The 15408-nt window shown below is 72.6% G+C and carries 14 protein-coding genes; 9 read left to right on the forward strand and 5 right to left on the reverse strand.

Going from position 1 to position 15408, the window contains the following annotated elements; genetic code table 11:
• Window positions 1–6: 6 nt before the first annotated feature.
• From FR742_RS06460 to FR742_RS06470, 3 genes are read right to left on the reverse strand one after another with little or no spacing between them, the layout of a single operon-like run.
• On the reverse strand, window positions 7–1545 hold the full coding sequence (locus FR742_RS06460) for an acyl-CoA carboxylase subunit beta (RefSeq protein WP_222708859.1): 1539 nt from the start codon (window positions 1543–1545) through the stop codon (window positions 7–9).
• Between the two features lie 33 nt (window positions 1546–1578).
• The gene (locus FR742_RS06465; protein WP_148030088.1) at window positions 1579–1986 is read right to left on the reverse strand and encodes a DUF3224 domain-containing protein; all 408 of its coding nucleotides are present in this window, start codon (window positions 1984–1986) and stop codon (window positions 1579–1581) included.
• Window positions 1987–2021: 35 nt separating this feature from the next.
• Window positions 2022–3254 carry an FAD-binding protein gene (locus tag FR742_RS06470; RefSeq protein ID WP_148030089.1) on the reverse strand — a complete coding sequence of 411 codons (1233 nt, stop codon included), beginning with the start codon at window positions 3252–3254 and terminating at the stop codon, window positions 2022–2024.
• Between the two features lie 27 nt (window positions 3255–3281).
• Between FR742_RS06470 and FR742_RS06475 the strand changes: the two genes are divergently transcribed.
• Entirely contained in the window at window positions 3282–4217 is a 936-nt protein-coding gene (locus FR742_RS06475) for a DUF5996 family protein (RefSeq protein ID WP_148030090.1), read from the forward strand.
• A gap of 34 nt (window positions 4218–4251) precedes the next feature.
• Here FR742_RS06475 and FR742_RS06480 read toward each other — a convergent pair whose 3' ends face one another.
• Window positions 4252–5175 carry a DMT family transporter gene (locus tag FR742_RS06480; protein ID WP_148030091.1) on the reverse strand — a complete coding sequence of 308 codons (924 nt, stop codon included), beginning with the start codon at window positions 5173–5175 and terminating at the stop codon, window positions 4252–4254.
• 80 nt (window positions 5176–5255) lie between these two features.
• Entirely contained in the window at window positions 5256–6206 is a 951-nt protein-coding gene (locus tag FR742_RS06485) for a GlxA family transcriptional regulator (protein WP_148030092.1), read from the reverse strand.
• Between the two features lie 71 nt (window positions 6207–6277).
• On the opposite strand from FR742_RS06485, the gene FR742_RS06490 reads away from it, so the two are divergent.
• From FR742_RS06490 to FR742_RS45605, 8 genes are all read left to right on the forward strand, one after another.
• Window positions 6278–7543 (forward strand): MFS transporter, encoded by a 1266-nt coding sequence (locus tag FR742_RS06490; protein ID WP_148030093.1) that lies wholly within the window; start codon window positions 6278–6280, stop codon window positions 7541–7543.
• Window positions 7540–8220, forward strand: coding sequence for a peptidyl-tRNA hydrolase (locus FR742_RS06495; protein ID WP_148030094.1), 681 nt, complete (start codon window positions 7540–7542; stop codon window positions 8218–8220). The genes FR742_RS06490 and FR742_RS06495 overlap by 4 nt, the downstream gene beginning before the upstream one ends.
• 164 nt (window positions 8221–8384) lie before the next feature.
• Window positions 8385–9245 (forward strand): hypothetical protein, encoded by an 861-nt coding sequence (locus FR742_RS06500; RefSeq protein ID WP_148030095.1) that lies wholly within the window; start codon window positions 8385–8387, stop codon window positions 9243–9245.
• A gap of 38 nt (window positions 9246–9283) precedes the next feature.
• Complete coding sequence (gene ftsH, locus FR742_RS06505; protein ID WP_148030096.1) at window positions 9284–11227, forward strand: ATP-dependent zinc metalloprotease FtsH; 1944 nt, start codon at window positions 9284–9286, stop codon at window positions 11225–11227.
• A gap of 67 nt (window positions 11228–11294) precedes the next feature.
• Entirely contained in the window at window positions 11295–11843 is a 549-nt protein-coding gene (locus FR742_RS44360) for a DUF937 domain-containing protein (RefSeq protein WP_187281024.1), read from the forward strand.
• Window positions 11844–11859: 16 nt separating this feature from the next.
• Window positions 11860–12441 carry a nucleoside triphosphate pyrophosphatase gene (locus FR742_RS06515; protein WP_148030098.1) on the forward strand — a complete coding sequence of 194 codons (582 nt, stop codon included), beginning with the start codon at window positions 11860–11862 and terminating at the stop codon, window positions 12439–12441.
• A gap of 10 nt (window positions 12442–12451) precedes the next feature.
• Entirely contained in the window at window positions 12452–13180 is a 729-nt protein-coding gene (locus tag FR742_RS06520) for an EI24 domain-containing protein (protein WP_187281025.1), read from the forward strand.
• A gap of 144 nt (window positions 13181–13324) precedes the next feature.
• The gene (locus FR742_RS45605) at window positions 13325–14635 is read left to right on the forward strand and encodes a DUF4192 domain-containing protein (RefSeq protein WP_148030099.1); all 1311 of its coding nucleotides are present in this window, start codon (window positions 13325–13327) and stop codon (window positions 14633–14635) included.
• Window positions 14636–15408 lie beyond the last annotated feature (773 nt).

Consider the following 15408-nt stretch of genomic DNA (forward strand, 5'->3'; position numbering starts at 1 on the left):
GCCTGGTCACGGCCTCGTGGTGGCCCGCGGTCCCGGCTCCAGCACCTCGTACGCGTCGCGCGCCCACGCGGTGAGCACGGGACGCGTCTCCGCGGGGTCCACGATGTCCTCGACCAGGAACGCCTCGGCGGTGCGGAACGGCGACCTGACCGCCTCCAGCCGCGCCGCGATCTCCGCCTTCATGACCTCCGCGTCCGGCCCGGCCTCCGCCAGCAGGCGCTTGAACGCCACCTCCAGCCCGCCCTCGATCGGCAGCGACCCCCAGTCACCCGACGGCCAGGCGACGCGCAGGCCGTAACGGTGGTGCGGCCGGTGCGCGGCCCCCGCCACCCCGAACACCCGCCGCACCAGCACCGACGCCCACGGCACCGTCGACTGGTAGACGGCGGCGAGCGCGCGGGCGCCGTGCCTGATGGTCGCGGCCCGCTCGGCGGCGCCCCCGATCACGAACCCCGGCTGGTCGACCAGGTGCACGACCGGCAGGTGGAAGGTCTCGGCGAAGTCCAGGAACCGGGTCGTCTTGTCCGCGCCCTGGGCGGTCATCCCGCCGCCGTAGAAGCGCGGGTCGCTCGCGAGCACCGCCACCGGCCTCCCGGACAGCCGGGCCAGCGCGGTGATCGTGGAGCGCGCGTGGCGGCGGCCGAGCTCCAGCACGCTGCCCTCGTCGAACACGGTGTCCATGATCGCGCGCATGTCGTACGGCTTGCGCCGGTCACGCGGGACGGCGGCGCGCAGCTCGGGAGAGAGGCGGCGGGGGTCGTCGGCGCACTCGGCGACCGGCGGGAGCCGCCAGGCGCTGCGCGGCAGGTAGCCGAGCACCCGCCGGGTCAGCGCGAACGCCTCCTGCTCGGAGCCGGCCACCAGGTCGACGGTGCCGGCGGCGGCCACGGTGCGCCAGCCGCCCAGCTCCTCCTTGCCCAGGCTCTCGCCCATCCCCGCCTCGACCACGGCAGGGCCGGCCACGAACACCTGGGACAGCTCCTTGACCATGATCGAGACGTGGGAGGTGACCAGCCGGGCGGCGCCCAGCCCGGCCACCGGGCCGAGGGCGAGCGCGACCACCGGGATCCGCCCCAGGTTGGCGACCACCTGGTCCCAGCCCGGGTTGTACGGGACGTACGTGCGGCCGTACTCCTCCAGCTGCTTGACGCTGCCGCCGCCGCCCGTGCCGTCGATCAGCCGGACGAGCGGCACCCGCATCTCGCCCGCCATCCGCTCGGCCAGGATCTGCTTCTCGTGGATGGCGGCGTCCGCCGCGCCGCCGCGCACGGTGAAGTCGTCGGCGGACACCACGACGCGGTGACCGTCGATCTCGGCGCGACCGATGATCACGTTCGACGGGGTGAAGCTCTCCAGCCGGCCTTCCGCGTACTCGGCGCGCCCGGCCAGCGCGCCCACCTCCTGCCAGGAGTCGGTGAGCGCGGCCAGCCGCTCCCGGACGGTCAGCCGGCCGGTGGCGTGCTGACGGGCGACGCGCTCCTCGCCGCCCATGCGCGCGGCCAGGTCCTTGCGGTGCTTCAGCTCGCCGAGCTCCGGGTCCCACACGACGCCCTCCATCCGTACCGGCTGGTCGGTAGGTTAGTGGGCGGGACCCTCCAAGGTGTAGTCGAACACGTAGGAGTGCGCGCCGTCCTCGGTGATCTCGATGTCCATCTCGCCGCGCAGGCCGCGCAGCTCGCCGGTGGCGGAGTCGGGCACGACCGAGATCCGCAACGACTGCGTGCCCCTGTCGCTGGCGGCGTTGTGCTGCACGACGAAGCTGCCCGCCCGGCCGTTGAGCGTGCCCTCGATGCGCTCCACGGCCACGTACGCCTTCGACTCCTCCACCGGGGTCGTCACCACCGTCAGGTGGACGGTGCTGGTGGCGGTGAGGCCGCCGTGGAAGGTCTTGGTCATCGTGACGCGGCCGAGTGAGACGTCGTCGTGCTGCTCGAACGGCTGCTCGGCGTGCCAGTCGGAGGTCTCGAAGGGCCCTTTGACAATCATGCTTCCATCGTGCCGCGCTTACCTGCCAGCTTCCGTCAGGTATCCAGCAGTGTCCGGGTGAAAGTGTTGCCGAACGTGCCGTCCGGGTCGTACCGGCGCACCAGCTCACGGAACCGGTCAGGGACCGCCGGGCGGCGGGTGAACAGCTTGCCCCAGTGCGGCCTGGGGTCGAACGGCGCCAGCACGTCCTCCACCAGCTTGATCACCGGCAGCACCGCCTCCGGGTTCTTCACCCAGGTGAAGTGGAACGCCACGCTGTCGCGCCCGCACGAGGGACTCAGCCACAGGTCGTCGGCCGCGACCGTGCGCACCTCCGAGATCTGCAGCACCGGCCGGATCCGGTCGCCGGCCGCGCGCAGCTCGCCCAGCGCGGCGGCGGCGTGCGAGCGCTCCAGCAGCCACTCCGACTGCAGCTCGTCCCCGGCGCTGCTGGGCGGCGCGTCCGCGCGGAAGTGCGGCAGCCGCTCGTGCCACGGGCCCGGCACGCCGAGCTGTACGGTGCAGCTCTCGGCGGGCATGCCGGGCACGGGATGCCGCGGGCCGTCCGCCGGCCGGGTGCCGTGCCAGTCGTCGCCGGGCGGCTCGCCGCGGGTCTTGATCCAGGCCCGCGTGTCGCGGTAGTCGGTGAACAGGCTGACGCTGTAGCCGTCGGCCATGACCTCGTCGAACGGGGCGTCGTCCGGCACGCCCTCGCGCACGTACTGGCGCAGCTCGAACGCCGGCACCAGGTCCAGGGTGAGCGCGGACACCACGCCGAGCGCGCCGAGCGCGACCACCGCGCCGGGGAAGTCGTCGTGGCCGCGTTCGAGGGTGACCACCGAGCCGTCGGCGGTGACGAGCTCCAGGCCCCGGACGGCGGCCGACAGGCTCGGGTTGCCCACCCCGGAGCCGTGGGTGCCGGTCGCGACCGAGCCCGCCACCGAGATGTGCGGCAGCGACGCCAGGTTGGCCAGCGCGAACCCGCGCGCGTGCAGTTCGGGGGCGAGCCGCGCGTACGTGGTGGCCGCGCCGACCCGCACCCGCGCCGCCGCGCCGTCGATCTCGATCAGGGGCGGCATCCGGTCGAGCCGCACCAGCTCACCGGGGGAGTCGGCGACGTCGTTGAAGGAGTGGCCGCTGCCTAGCGCGCGCACCCGCCGGGCGGCGGCGACCAGGCTCCGGAGCTCGTCGAGGGAGGTGGGGTGGTGGATCCGGGATGCCGTGAAGGCGGTGTTTCCCGCCCAGTTGGTCAGCGTCACCGCCCCACTTTGGCACAACCCCTCATGCATCGGACGGCCGTGGGGATGGTGAGGGACATGGAACTGTTTCCCGCGATCCCGCTGGCCGCATGGCAGGACACCAAGGCCACGCTGCACCGCTTCGCCCAGATCGTCGGCAAGATCCGCCTCGCGGCCGGGATCCGGCGCAACCACTGGTGGCACGTGCCGTTCCACCTGACCGGGCGGGGCATCACCACCCGCCCGACGGGACGGGCCGACGGCGGGCCGATCTTCACCATCGACTTCGACTTCGTCGCCCATCAGCTGATCGTCGCCACGATCGACGGCCGGGCGGTGACGTTCCCCCTCTACGGCCAGTCCGTGGCGTCGTTCTACGACGAGGTCATGCGGGCACTCGGGGACCTGGACGCGCCGGTCGACGTCGACATCCCGCAGCCGTTCGACCTGCCCGACTCCGGCCGGCCGTTCGCCGAGGACACCGAGCACGCGGCCTACGACCCCGTCCACGCGACGCGTTACTGGCAGGTGCTCAGCCAGGTCAACCTGGTGCTGGAGGAGTTCGCCTCCGGTTACTCGGGCAAGATCAGCCCGGTCCACCACTTCTGGCACACCTTCGACATCGCCTGCACGAGGTTCTCCGACCGGGTGATCGACCAGCCTTCCGGCAACGACCCGGTGACCCGCGAGGCGTACTCCCGCGAGGTGATCAGCTCCGGCTTCTGGTTCGGCGACGACACCTTCCCGCAACCGGCCTTCTACTCCTACACCGCGCCGGAGCCCGCCGGGCTGGCCGGCCAACCGCTGCTCCCGGGGACCGCGGAGTGGGTCGAGCAGCGCGGGAGCCACCTGGCCATCCTGCGCTACGACGACGCCAGGGCCGAGCCCTCCCCGCGCGAGGCCGTCCTGGCCTTCTACCAGAGCGCCTACGAGGCAGGGGCACGGCTCGCGGGCTGGGACGCCGGAGCCGTCGCCTGCCCCGGCGGGGTCACGGACCCGGTCGCCTCGTCCTGACCGCCGCGGGCGCCCTGTAGCGCGGCGGCGGAGATCAGCTCAGCTGGATCGTGACGGCGCCGCCCAGGAGCAGGGCCAGGCCGAGCAGGCGGGAGGCGTCCATCGGCCTCCTGGGCATGCGGAACAGGCCGTAGTGGTCGATGACGGCGGAGGTCAGCTGCTGGCCGGTGACCGTCAGGGCGATCGTCACCGCCGCGCCGATGGCGGGCAGGAGCAGGAACGTCCCCGTCACGTACGCGGCCGCGCACGCCCCGCCCAGCCACCCCCACCAGGGCATCGCCCGCAGCCCCGCGAGGCGCGGGCGGGGCGTGCGGCGGGTGGCGGTCAGCACCAGCAGGAGGGCCGCGATGGTGAGCGTGGCGACGGTGAAGCTGACGGCGGCGACGGTGAGCGGCTCGTCCAGGCCGGCCCGGAGCCTGGCGTTGACGGCTCCCTGCACGGGGAGCGCCGCGCCGGCGACGAGCCCGAGGGCGAGCCAGCCGGGCCGCGTCCGGGTCCCGCCGGGGACGCCGGCGCCCAGGCCGCGGACGATGACGGTGATGCCCGCCAGCACGGCGAGGGCGCCCGCGACGATCCCGGCGTCCGGTTCCTCGCGCGCCAGCCCGAGGAGGCCGAACGAGTCCAGCCCGAGCGAGGCGAACATCTGGCCGGTGACGAACAGACCGGCGGTCACCAGGGCGCCGAGCCGGGGGAACAGCAGGATGCCGCTGGTGATGTAGAGCGGGCTGGCCAGGCCGCCGAGCAGGTGCCAGACCGGGACGTCGGCCGTCCGGGCGAGCACGCCGAGGGCGCCGGTGGCCAGGGCGAGGACGGCCAGCAGGCCGGTCGCGACGCTCAGTTGCAGGGTCGAGGCGCCGTAGGGCGTGCCCACGGCCCGGTTGAGCTGCAGGTTCGCCGACGCCTGGACGGCGAGGAGGCAACCGGCCAGCAACGCGGCACCCAGAAGAGCGGTCTCCATGAGACTCCTCCACGAGACAGAAGCGGACGACGTGTCCACTTGGCTGGCTCGTGCAACTGGACACCCTGTCCGGTTATTCCCTACTGGCGGCGGAACGTGTGCCGGTAGGCCAGGGGCGCCACGCCGACCACCGCGTGCAGGTGCTGGCGCAGCGAGACGGCGGTGCCGAAGCCGGCGCGCCTGGCCACCTCCTCCACGCCGAGGTCGGTGGTCTCCAGCAGGTGACGGGCGTGCTCGACCCGCTGCCTGGACAGCCAGCGGGCCGGGCTCATGCCGGTCTCCTCGCGGAAGCGCCTGGTGAACGTGCGCACGCTCATGCTGGCGTGCGCCGCCAGGGCCTCCAGGTCGAGCGGCGCGTCCAGGTGGGCCAGCATCCAGGTGCGGGTGGCGGCGGTGCCGTTGCCGGTGGCGGGTGGCAGCGGGCGCTCGATGTACTGCGCCTGGCCGCCTTCCCGCCAGGGCGGCATCACGCAGCGGCGGGCCGCCCTGTTGGCCACCTCGCTCCCGTGGTCGCGCCTGATCACGTGCAGGCAGAGGTCGAGCCCGGCCGCGACGCCGGCCGAGGTGAGCACGTCGCCGTCGTCGATGAACAGCACGTCCGGGTCCAGTTTCACCCGGGGGAACAGCCTGGCGAAGCGGGCCGCGTTGCGCCAGTGGGTGGTGGCCGGGCGGCCGTCGAGCAGCCCGGCGGCGGCCAGCACGAACGCGCCCGTGCAGATCGACATCACCCGGGGCCGCCCCTGGAGTGCCTCGCGCAGCTCGCCGGGTATGACGCCCTCCCGCAGGGCGGGCCCGCCGTGCACGCCGGGCACCAGCACCGTGTCGGCGGTGTCGAGCACGTCCAGGTCGTGGTCGGGGTGCACGCTGTAGCCGGCCGAGCAGCGCGCGGGGGCGCGGCCCGGCGAGCAGGTCACCACCTCGTACAAGGGCTCGCCCGACGCCGACTCGGCCGTGCTGAACACCTGTCCTGGCACTCCCAGGTCGAGCGGCGCGAACTGGTCGAGCACGACGACGGCGATCCGGTGCGGCATGGCCGGATTCTTTCACATATTGGCCTTCGGGCCACTCGTGCCCGGAAACCGCGATAAATCAGGATTGGCGGATGACCCTGACCACCCCCGCCAGGCGCGTCCGCGTGCACCGGGCCTGGTTCGTCGCGGCCGTCGCCTTCGTGGCGATCCTGGGCGCCGCCGGCTTCCGCGCCACCCCCGGCGTGCTGATCAACCCGCTCCGGGAGGAGTTCGGCTGGAGCACGGGCACGATCTCCCTGGCCGTCTCCGTCAACCTCGTGCTCTACGGCCTGATGGCGCCGTTCGCCGCCGCGCTCATGGACCGCTTCGGCATGCGCCGGGTGGTCGCCCTCGCCCTGCTGCTCGTCGCGGCCGGCAGCGGGCTCACCGTGTGGATGACCGCGAGCTGGCACCTGTTGCTGCTGTGGGGGGTGTTCGTCGGGCTCGGCACCGGGTCGATGGCCCTGGTGTTCGCGGCCACGCTGACCGACCGGTGGTTCGTGCGGCACCGCGGCCTGGTCACCGGCCTGCTGACGGCCGCCGGGGCGACCGGGCAGCTCGTCTTCCTGCCTGTGCTCGCCCAGCTCGCCCAAGGGCCGGGCTGGCGGGTGGCCTCGCTGACGGTGGCCGGCTCGGCGCTGGCCGTGGTGCCGTTCGTCTGGTGGCTGCTGCGCGACCGCCCCGAGGAGGTCGGCACGACGGCGCTCGGCGCCGACCCGGACGCGCCCCGTACCCCACCGGCCCCGGCCGCGAACGCGGCGGTGCGCGCGCTGACCGTGCTGCGGTCGGCGGCGCGCACCCGTCCCTTCTGGTATCTCGCGGGCGGGTTCGCCATCTGCGGGGCGAGCACGAACGGGCTGGTCGGCACCCACTTCATCCCGGCCGCGCACGACCACGGGATGGCCGAGCCGACCGCCGCCGGGCTGCTCGCGGTGATCGGGGTCTTCGACATCGTGGGGACCGTCTTGTCGGGCTGGCTGAGCGACCGGATCGACCCCCGGGTGCTGCTCGGCGTCTACTACGCCCTGCGCGGGCTGTCGCTGATGGTGCTGCCTGCCCTGTTCGCGGCCACCCCCGAGCCCAGCATGCTGGTGTTCATCGTCTTCTACGGGCTCGACTGGGTGGCGACCGTGCCGCCGACGGTGGCGCTGTGCCGCAGCCTGTACGGCGCGGACGGGCCCGTGGTGTTCGGCTGGGTGTTCGCCTCCCACCAGGTCGGGGCCGCCGTGGCCGCCGTCGGCGCCGGGCTCGCCCGCGACCAGCTGGGCCACTACGACGTGGCCTGGTACGCGGCCGGGGCGCTGTGCCTGCTCGCCGCCGGGATGTCGGTGGCGATCCGGCATGCTGGAAAGCGATGAACGACTCAGAAGAGATGGTCCTGCCCCTGGTGGTGCGGATCGAACGTGCCGGCCCGCCCGAGCGCGCCGACGCCCTTGAGGCCGCCGCCATGGCGGTGCTCTCCCTGCTCGACGACCCGGGGGAGTGGGCCGGAGAGCTGCGCGCCTGGCAGGTGGGCCGGATCCGCAAGGTGGTGCGGCGGGCCAGGGGCGCGGAGTGGCGGCGGGCCGTCGCACTGCCCGGCCGCACGATCGAGCACCGCACCGCCGAGGTGCGCGTGCACCCGCCCGTCCCGCTCGACGCCTGGCCCAGGGACCTGGCAAGACTGCAGGTGTCGGGCACCGAGCTGGCCGACACCGGCGAGCCGGGCCCGGCCACCCCGCCGGTCCTGTGGGAGAACCCCGCCCTGCGCATGTCCGCGGGCAAGGCCATGGCGCAGGCGGGGCACGCCGCCCAGCTCGCCTGGTGGGCCAGCGACGCCGCCGGACGCGCCGCCTGGCGGGCGCGGGGTCTCACGGTGTCCGTGCGCACCGCCCGGCCCGCCGTCTTCTCGGCGAAGGTGGACGAAGGGCTGCCGGTGGTGCGCGACGCCGGGTTCACCGAGATCGAGCCCGGCTCGTGCACCTTCGTGGCCGACGCGCCCTGGCTCGGCGGAGACCGGATCGGACCCCGAGTCCCACCTGTTACACCAACCTGAGATGACACTTCGGTAGCAATCGCCCGCAGATGGGTCGGTTTTGTCGTACGCTCCGGTTCGTGCTCGATGGGGTTGATGAGACCAGAGGTTCCCGCGTGAGAACCGAAGACCGCCCGGGAATCCCTGCCTCGCCGCCCAGACGCTCCCGCATCGGAGACATCCGGATGGGGGCGATCTACCGGGGACTCGCCGTGGTCGCGGCGGTGGTGGTCGCCGCCGTCGGGGTGGTCCTGGCGCTTCCCTCGCGGCCGGACGAGACCGGCGCCCGGCCGGTCGCCGCGCCATCGGCCGTGCCCGTCTCGTCCGGCCCGCCCACCGCCGAACCCTCCGTCGGCGCCACTGTGGGTGCCACCGCCGAAGCCACCGCGGGCACCACCGTAGAGGCCACCGCGGGGGCGACCGCGGAGGCCACCGTCGAGCCCGCCTCGGGCGTCTCGGGCGACGATCCGGCGCCGCGCCCCACTCCCACCCCCGGCACGTCGCTCGCGCCCGGCTACACCGCGATGGAGGCCCTGTACGCGGACGAGCGCCTGCCCCGCCTGCCCGCCAAGGTCAAGCGGCTGAAGCTGCCCCGCGCCGGCAAGAGCGTCATCAAGGACAAGCGCACCGGCCTGGCCGTGCCCAACCTGCCCAAGCCCTGGAAGTCGTACGGACCCGCCCCGTTCACCAGCCGGCAGGTGCTGCCCAAGCCGAGCAAGGGCCCGCGCGGCATGCTGGTCAGCTGCCCGGTGCCGATCGAGTCGCAGAAGTCCGACCGCGACACCGCCCTGCTGGCCGCCCGGTGGACGCTCAACCACCACCCCGAGGGCTCCAAGATCCGCTGGCTCGGCTCTCAGCGGATCAAGGACGGCTGGACGCTGCTCTACCAGGTCACGTACGGCAAGCGCAGCTCCCGCGCGGCCGTGATGGTCGTGGACGGCGGAATGAGCAAGCCGGGACTGGTGTTCATCACAGTGCCGGACACGCAACGCAACAGGTGGCGCGACATTCCTCACGCGATCGCCGGGGTGCGCGTCCTACGCTGAGATCATGAAGGGCGGCGATTTTGGGGAGTGACGACGCCGTGGAACGCTCTGGGGCGCCGCGATCATCGGAGAACGGCAAGACCAAGCGACCGTGGCGGGCCGAAGGGCTCCCCGGCACCCCCGGAGGCCGCCCCAAGATCAACTGGTGGCGGTTCGTGGCCACCCTGCTGGCCGTCTACGCCGTGTTCTTCCTGGTGTCGTCGTTCTTCGACAGCGGTGAGAGGGAGACGATCTCCTACACCCAGTTCACCCAGCAGGTGACCGCCAAGAACGTCAAGGAGATCTACGCCACCGGCCTGTCGGTGGAGGGCCAGCTCAAGTCGGCGGCCAACGACCCCGACAGCGGCAACCAGTCCTACACCGAGTTCCGCACCGAGATCCCCACCTTCGCCGACACCGACCAGCTCTCCCAGCAGCTGCAGACCGCCGCGGTGGAGATCAGGGCCGAGCCGCTCAGCACGGGCCGGGGCTTCTTCCTCAACCTGCTGCTGGCGTTCTTCCCCGTGCTGCTCCTGGCCGGCCTGTGGATCTGGATCATGCGGCGCGGCGCGGGCATGATGGGCGGCGGAGTCGGCGGCCTCGGCAAGTCGAAGGCCGCCAAGCCGGTCGAGGCGGGCAAGGTGCGCGTCACGTTCGACGACGTGGCCGGCATCGACGAGGTGGAGAACGAACTCGTCGAGATCGTCGACTACCTCAAGGACCCGGCCAAGTACCGCAGGCTCGGCGCCAAGCTGCCCAAGGGCGTGCTGCTCGCCGGCCCGCCGGGCACCGGCAAGACGCTGCTGGCCAGGGCCGTGGCCGGTGAGGCGAACGTGCCGTTCTTCTCGGCCAGCGCCTCCGAGTTCATCGAGATGATCGTCGGCGTCGGCGCCTCCCGCGTACGCGACCTGTTCGAGGAGGCGCGCAAGGTCGCGCCGTCGATCGTGTTCATCGACGAGATCGACGCCATCGGGCGCGCCCGCGGCGGCGCGGGCGGCATCGGCGGCCACGACGAGCGGGAGCAGACGCTCAACCAGATCCTCACCGAGATGGACGGCTTCTCCGGCGTCGAGGGCGTCATCGTCATCGGCGCCACCAACCGGCCCGAGGTCCTCGACCAGGCGCTGCTGCGCCCCGGCCGGTTCGACCGTACGGTGCAGGTCGGGCTGCCCGACGCGGCCGGCCGCGCGGCGATACTCGGCGTGCACACCCGGGGCGTGCCGCTGGAGGCGGACGTAAGCGCCGACCGGATCGCCAAGACCACGCCCGGCATGACCGGCGCCGACCTGGCCAACCTCGTCAACGAGGCGGCGCTGCTCGCCGCCAAGCGCGGCAAGGAGAAGGTCGGCACGGCCGACTTCGCCGACGCGCTGGAGAAGCTGCAGCTCGGCGCCGCCCGCAGCATCGTCATGCCGGAGGAGGAGCGGGTCAGGACCGCCTACCACGAGGCCGGTCACGCCCTGCTCGGCATGCTGCTGCCGGGCGCCGACCCGGTCAGGAAGATCTCCATCATCCCGCGCGGCCGGGCGCTCGGCGTCACCCTCTCCACGCCCGAGACCGACCGCTACGCCTACGACGAGCGCTACCTGCGCGGCCGCATCACGGGCGCGCTCGGCGGCATGGCGGCCGAGGACGTGATCTACGGCGTCATCACCACCGGCGCCGAGAGCGACCTCGAACAGGTCACCATGATCGCCCGTGGCATGGTGGGCCGCTGGGGCATGTCGCAGAAGGTCGGCCCGCTCACGATCCTTTCCAACGACGGCCAGCAGCCGCAGGCCTCGCCCGCCACGCTCGCCATCGTGGACGAGGAGGCGCGGCGGATCGTGGACGAGTGCTACGACGACGCCGTCCGCATCCTGCGCGAGAACCGAGCCAAGCTCGAAGGCATCGTGGCCGCCCTCCTGGAGCACGAGACGCTCGACGAGGACAGCGCCTACACCGCCGCCGGGCTGCGGGAGCCCGTCCTCGACGCCGAGCCGGGGGAGTTGGCCAAAAGTTAGGACGCCCCCGGACTTAACCGGGGGCCGGGCGGGGAAGGTCTCCCGGACGAGGATCAGGGGGACTGCCGTGAGACTGACCGACCGGCTGCTCGCCGAACTCGGCGATCCCGGCCTGGAGCAGATCGGCGGGATGCTGGCGACCGACGCCGGCAGGGCCCGCGACGCGATCGCGGCCGCCTCCGGGATGATCGTCGGTGGCATGGCCCGCGACGCCGAGCACCCTGACGGAGCCGAGGCCCTGCGCGCCGCGCTCGACGAGCACACCGACGCCGACCCGTTCAACGGGGACGTCGCCTCCCTGGCCCGTGACGGCCAGAACATCCTCGCGCACGTGCTCGGCGGCCAGGGCACCGAGACCGTCGCGTACGGGCTGGCCCGGCTGTCCGGCCTCGACCCGGGCGCCGTCATGCGGCTGCTGGCGCTGCTCGCGCCCATGGTGATGTCCCTGCTCGCCATCCGGGCGGGGGAGCTCGACATGACCACCGAGGAGATGGCCGCCGAGCTGGCCCGCGAGCGCGCCACCCTGCCCGACGAACTGGCCGCCCTCCTCGCCGACGCCTTCGGCGACCTGCCCGAGCCGCACACCACCAGGGGCGCGCGGGGCCCCGCCTGGTGACGGGTAAGCTGGTCCGGTGATCGTTCTGGCCTCAGCGTCCGCCGCCCGCCTGGCCCTGCTGCGCAACGCGGGCCTCGACCCCAAAGTGATCGTGAGCGGGGTCGACGAAGACGCGTTCAGCGCTCACACCCCCGCCGCGCTCAGCCTCGTCCTGGCCAGGGCCAAGGCCGAGGCGGTCGCCGCCGGGCTGGGCGACGGCCTGGTCATCGGCTGCGACTCCATCCTGGAGCTCGACGGCCGCCCCTACGGCAAGCCCGCCACCCAGGAGGAGGCGCTCGACCGCTGGCGGATCATGCGCGGCCGCACCGGGCGGCTCGTCACCGGCCACTGCGTGATCGACGTTGCGGCGGGCAGGCAGGTCGCCGAGACCGCGACCACCGTCGTCCACTTCGGCAGCCCTTCCGAGGAGGAGATCGCCGCCTACGTCGGCACCGGCGAGCCGCTCAGCCTCGCCGGCGCGTTCAGCATCGAAGGGCGCGGCGGCTGGTTCGTCGAGGGCATCGAGGGCGACCACGGCACCGTGCTGGGCATCTCGCTGCCGCTGCTGCGCGAGCTTTTCGACGAGCTTGGTTACGCGGTCACCTCGTTCTGGCGCTAGCCTGCCGGACATGCGATCGCTGCGCGACTTCGGCTCCGGTGTCGGCTTTTTCCTGCGAGGCGTGGGCTGGGTGGCGAGGAACGGCCGGTGGTGGCTGTTCGGGCTCATCCCGGCGGTGATCGCGTTCGCCGTCTACGTGGTGGCGCTGATCCTGCTCGGCACCAACGCGCTGAGCCTCGCCGAGTTCATGACCCCGTTCGCCGACTCGTGGTCCTGGGCCCAGGCGTTCCGGGTGACGGTCGCGATCGCGCTGTTCCTCGGCGGGCTGGCGCTGGCGGTGGTGACCTTCGCGGCGATCACCCTCACCATCGGGGAGCCGTTCTACGAGAAGCTCTCCGCCAAGGTCGACGGCGTCGAGGAGGCCGACGGGCAGCCCTGGTGGCGCACCCTGCCGCGGTCCGTCAAGGACAGCCTCGTGACGCTGATGTTCGTGCTGATGTTCACCGTGCCGCTGTTCTTCCTCGGCTTCGTGCCCGTGCTCGGGCAGACCGTGGTGCCGGTGCTCGGGGCGGCCGTGTCGGGCTTCTTCCTGACGGTCGAGCTGAGCACGCTCGGCATGGAGCGGCGCGGGCTGCTCCGCAAGGACCGCTTCCGCCTGCTGCGCGGCAACCTGCCCGTGGCGCTCGGCTTCGGCGTGGCCGTGTTCCTGCTCTTCATGGTGCCGCTGGTGGCGGTCGTGGCGATGCCGGCGGCGGTCGCGGGCGCCGCACTCATGGTACGGGAGCGCCTCGCGCCGTAGTCCACAGGCGGCGCCGCTCGTCCGCAGAACCGGTTGGCGGCGCTTTCCCCGTAGATCCACAGGCGTTCGGTCGCGGTGCTGCTTGTCCACAGAACCTGTTATCGGCGCTTTCCCTGCGCCGGGCGCGCGGCACGCTCTGTGCCCATGACGACCGACATCTCCGCCACCTGCCTCACCCTCACCAGCCCGGCCGACATCCTCGCCGCCGTGCCCTATCTCGTCGGCTTCCACCCGGCCGACAGCCTCATCGTGGTCGGCCTGGCCCAGAGCCGGGCCAAGGTGGCCGCCCGCTGGAACGTCCCCATGCCGCCGGGCACCCTCGCCCCCCTGACCGCGCTGTTCCAACGGGAGGAGGTGTCCCAGGTGGTCGTCGTCGGCTACGGCCCGGGAGAGGCCGTCACCCCGGCCGTCGACGAGGCCACCGCGATCGCCGCCGGGGCGGGCGTCGAGGTGGCGGAAGCACTGCGCGCCCACGACGGCCGCTACTGGTCCTACGTGTGCGACAGCGCCACCTGCTGCCCGCCGGAAGGCACCCCGTACGACCCGCGGAGCAGCCGCGTGGCCGCCGAGGCCACCGTCCGCGGCCTCGTCGCCCTCCCCGACCGCCAGACCCTCCAACGCACCATCGCCCCGGCCACCGGCCCCGTACGTCTCGCGATGCGCCGCGCGACAGCCGACGCGATCCACACCCTGCGCACAGCCCTCACCACGACCTCCGGCGGCGCGGTCTCCGCTGTTCATCCTGTCTCTGATGGCGCGGTCTCCGCTGAGGCTGGCGCTTACGGCGTCGAGGCCGGGGCCGTCTCTGACGTCGCCGTTCCCGAGTCCGCCTCCGGCGTGCCCCGTGTTTCTGGTGGCGCCGTCTCTGCCTCTGATGAATTCGCCGGGGTGTTCGTGGCCGAAGGGCTCGCACGGGTACGGGCGGCTCTGGCGCGTGCCGCCGCTGGTGACCGGCTCGATGACGCCGAGGCCGCGAGGCTGGGCCTCGCCCTCGCGGTCATCAGGGTTCGGGACGAAGCCTGGACTCTGATGGACGACTCCCACATAGCCCTGTGGAAGGACCTCACGCGTCGGCTGGAGCCCGCCTTCATTCCTCCGGTGGCGTCCCTTCTGGCCATGGCAGGGTGGCGGGCCGGTGACAGCATTCTGGCCACGATCGCTCTGGAGCGGGCCCTGGCGATCGATCCTCATTACTCGATGGCCAACCTGCTCATGCACGCCCTGCAACACCTGCTGCCGCCGGCGGTCCTCGATGGCCGGATGCCCGCCCCTGACGAACTCGACGCCGCGATGGGGGAACCCAGGGCGTCCTGGCTCCAGCCCCTCCTCGCCCTGATCGAGCACCATCCCGAGCCAGACGCGCTCCACGCGGGCGATCTCGGCCCGTCCGCCTTCCCGAGTGACACGGGGTCCGGCCCCGGTGCTCCGGACCTCGCGGATGAGAAGACCACATGACGGTGCCGCAGGGTTGCGTCCTCGCCGAGTGAAATGACGCAGGGTGGTGCTCTCGCCGGTCGAGGTCATTGGGGGGTGTCTCAGCGAGTCCCGGGTAGTCCGGCGATGTCTACGCGTCGTGCGGGGTGTGCCTGTTCGCGTAGTTCGCGGGATGGTTCATCAGCCTGTCCGCGTGGTTCGGGATGTCTACCCCAGCAGCGTCGTGCGGGTGTGCCTGCCTGAGTGGTTCGCGAGGTGGTGTCTCAGCCTGTCCCAGGTGGTTCGGGCGATGTCTACGCCCTTCAGGATCGTGCCGGGAGATGTCTACACCTGTCAGGATCGTGCCGGGCAATGTATACGCCTGTCAGGATCGTGCCGAGTGATGCCTCAGCCCGTCTCTGGGCGGTGCCCCGCCAAGTGAGATCAACGATCTCATCGTGCGTGACCTACCTGGGCGAACAGGGCTGTGCGGGTGAAGGATCGCACCGCCCTAGGGGACGCTACCAGCCAGAGTGGGTCTTAAAGGACGGTGGGGGTTGGGTCTTCTAGGACGGTGGGGCGAGTGTTTTCGCTGAGGCGGCCAGGGTGGTGGCTCAGACGGCGGGGTGACAGTTCGGGCGGGCGACCGAGGTGGGGTGTCTTCGTCCGGCTGGGTGGCGGCGGGCCGGCAGGTCGGTGTGCCATGCTCTCGTCGCGCCGGGCGGCGCTAATGCTGCTCGCCCCTTCGCGCGAGCAGAACTGCTCCCCCTTCGTGCGGGTAGTGCTGCTCGCACCCTTCGCGTGGACGGCGCTGG

Origin of the sequence: Nonomuraea sp. C10 (assembly GCF_008017515.1) — a bacterium.
Taxonomy (GTDB): domain Bacteria; phylum Actinomycetota; class Actinomycetes; order Streptosporangiales; family Streptosporangiaceae; genus Nonomuraea; species Nonomuraea ferruginea.

Bases quoted from the DNA above. Each gene is read 5' to 3' on its own strand.
- FR742_RS06485 (WP_148030092.1), bottom strand. From the start codon at position 6,206: ATGCCGCACCGGATCGCCGTCGTCGTGCTCGACCAGTTCGCGCCGCTC.
- FR742_RS06520 (WP_187281025.1), top strand. From the start codon at position 12,452: ATGCGATCGCTGCGCGACTTCGGCTCCGGTGTCGGCTTTTTCCTGCGA.
- FR742_RS06480 (WP_148030091.1), bottom strand. From the start codon at position 5,175: ATGGAGACCGCTCTTCTGGGTGCCGCGTTGCTGGCCGGTTGCCTCCTC.
- FR742_RS06465 (WP_148030088.1), bottom strand. From the start codon at position 1,986: ATGATTGTCAAAGGGCCCTTCGAGACCTCCGACTGGCACGCCGAGCAG.
- FR742_RS06470 (WP_148030089.1), bottom strand. From the start codon at position 3,254: ATGCATGAGGGGTTGTGCCAAAGTGGGGCGGTGACGCTGACCAACTGG.
- FR742_RS06495 (WP_148030094.1), top strand. From the start codon at position 7,540: ATGAACGACTCAGAAGAGATGGTCCTGCCCCTGGTGGTGCGGATCGAA.
- FR742_RS06500 (WP_148030095.1), top strand. From the start codon at position 8,385: ATGGGGGCGATCTACCGGGGACTCGCCGTGGTCGCGGCGGTGGTGGTC.
- FR742_RS45605 (WP_148030099.1), top strand. From the start codon at position 13,325: ATGACGACCGACATCTCCGCCACCTGCCTCACCCTCACCAGCCCGGCC.
- FR742_RS06475 (WP_148030090.1), top strand. From the start codon at position 3,282: ATGGAACTGTTTCCCGCGATCCCGCTGGCCGCATGGCAGGACACCAAG.
- FR742_RS06490 (WP_148030093.1), top strand. From the start codon at position 6,278: ATGACCCTGACCACCCCCGCCAGGCGCGTCCGCGTGCACCGGGCCTGG.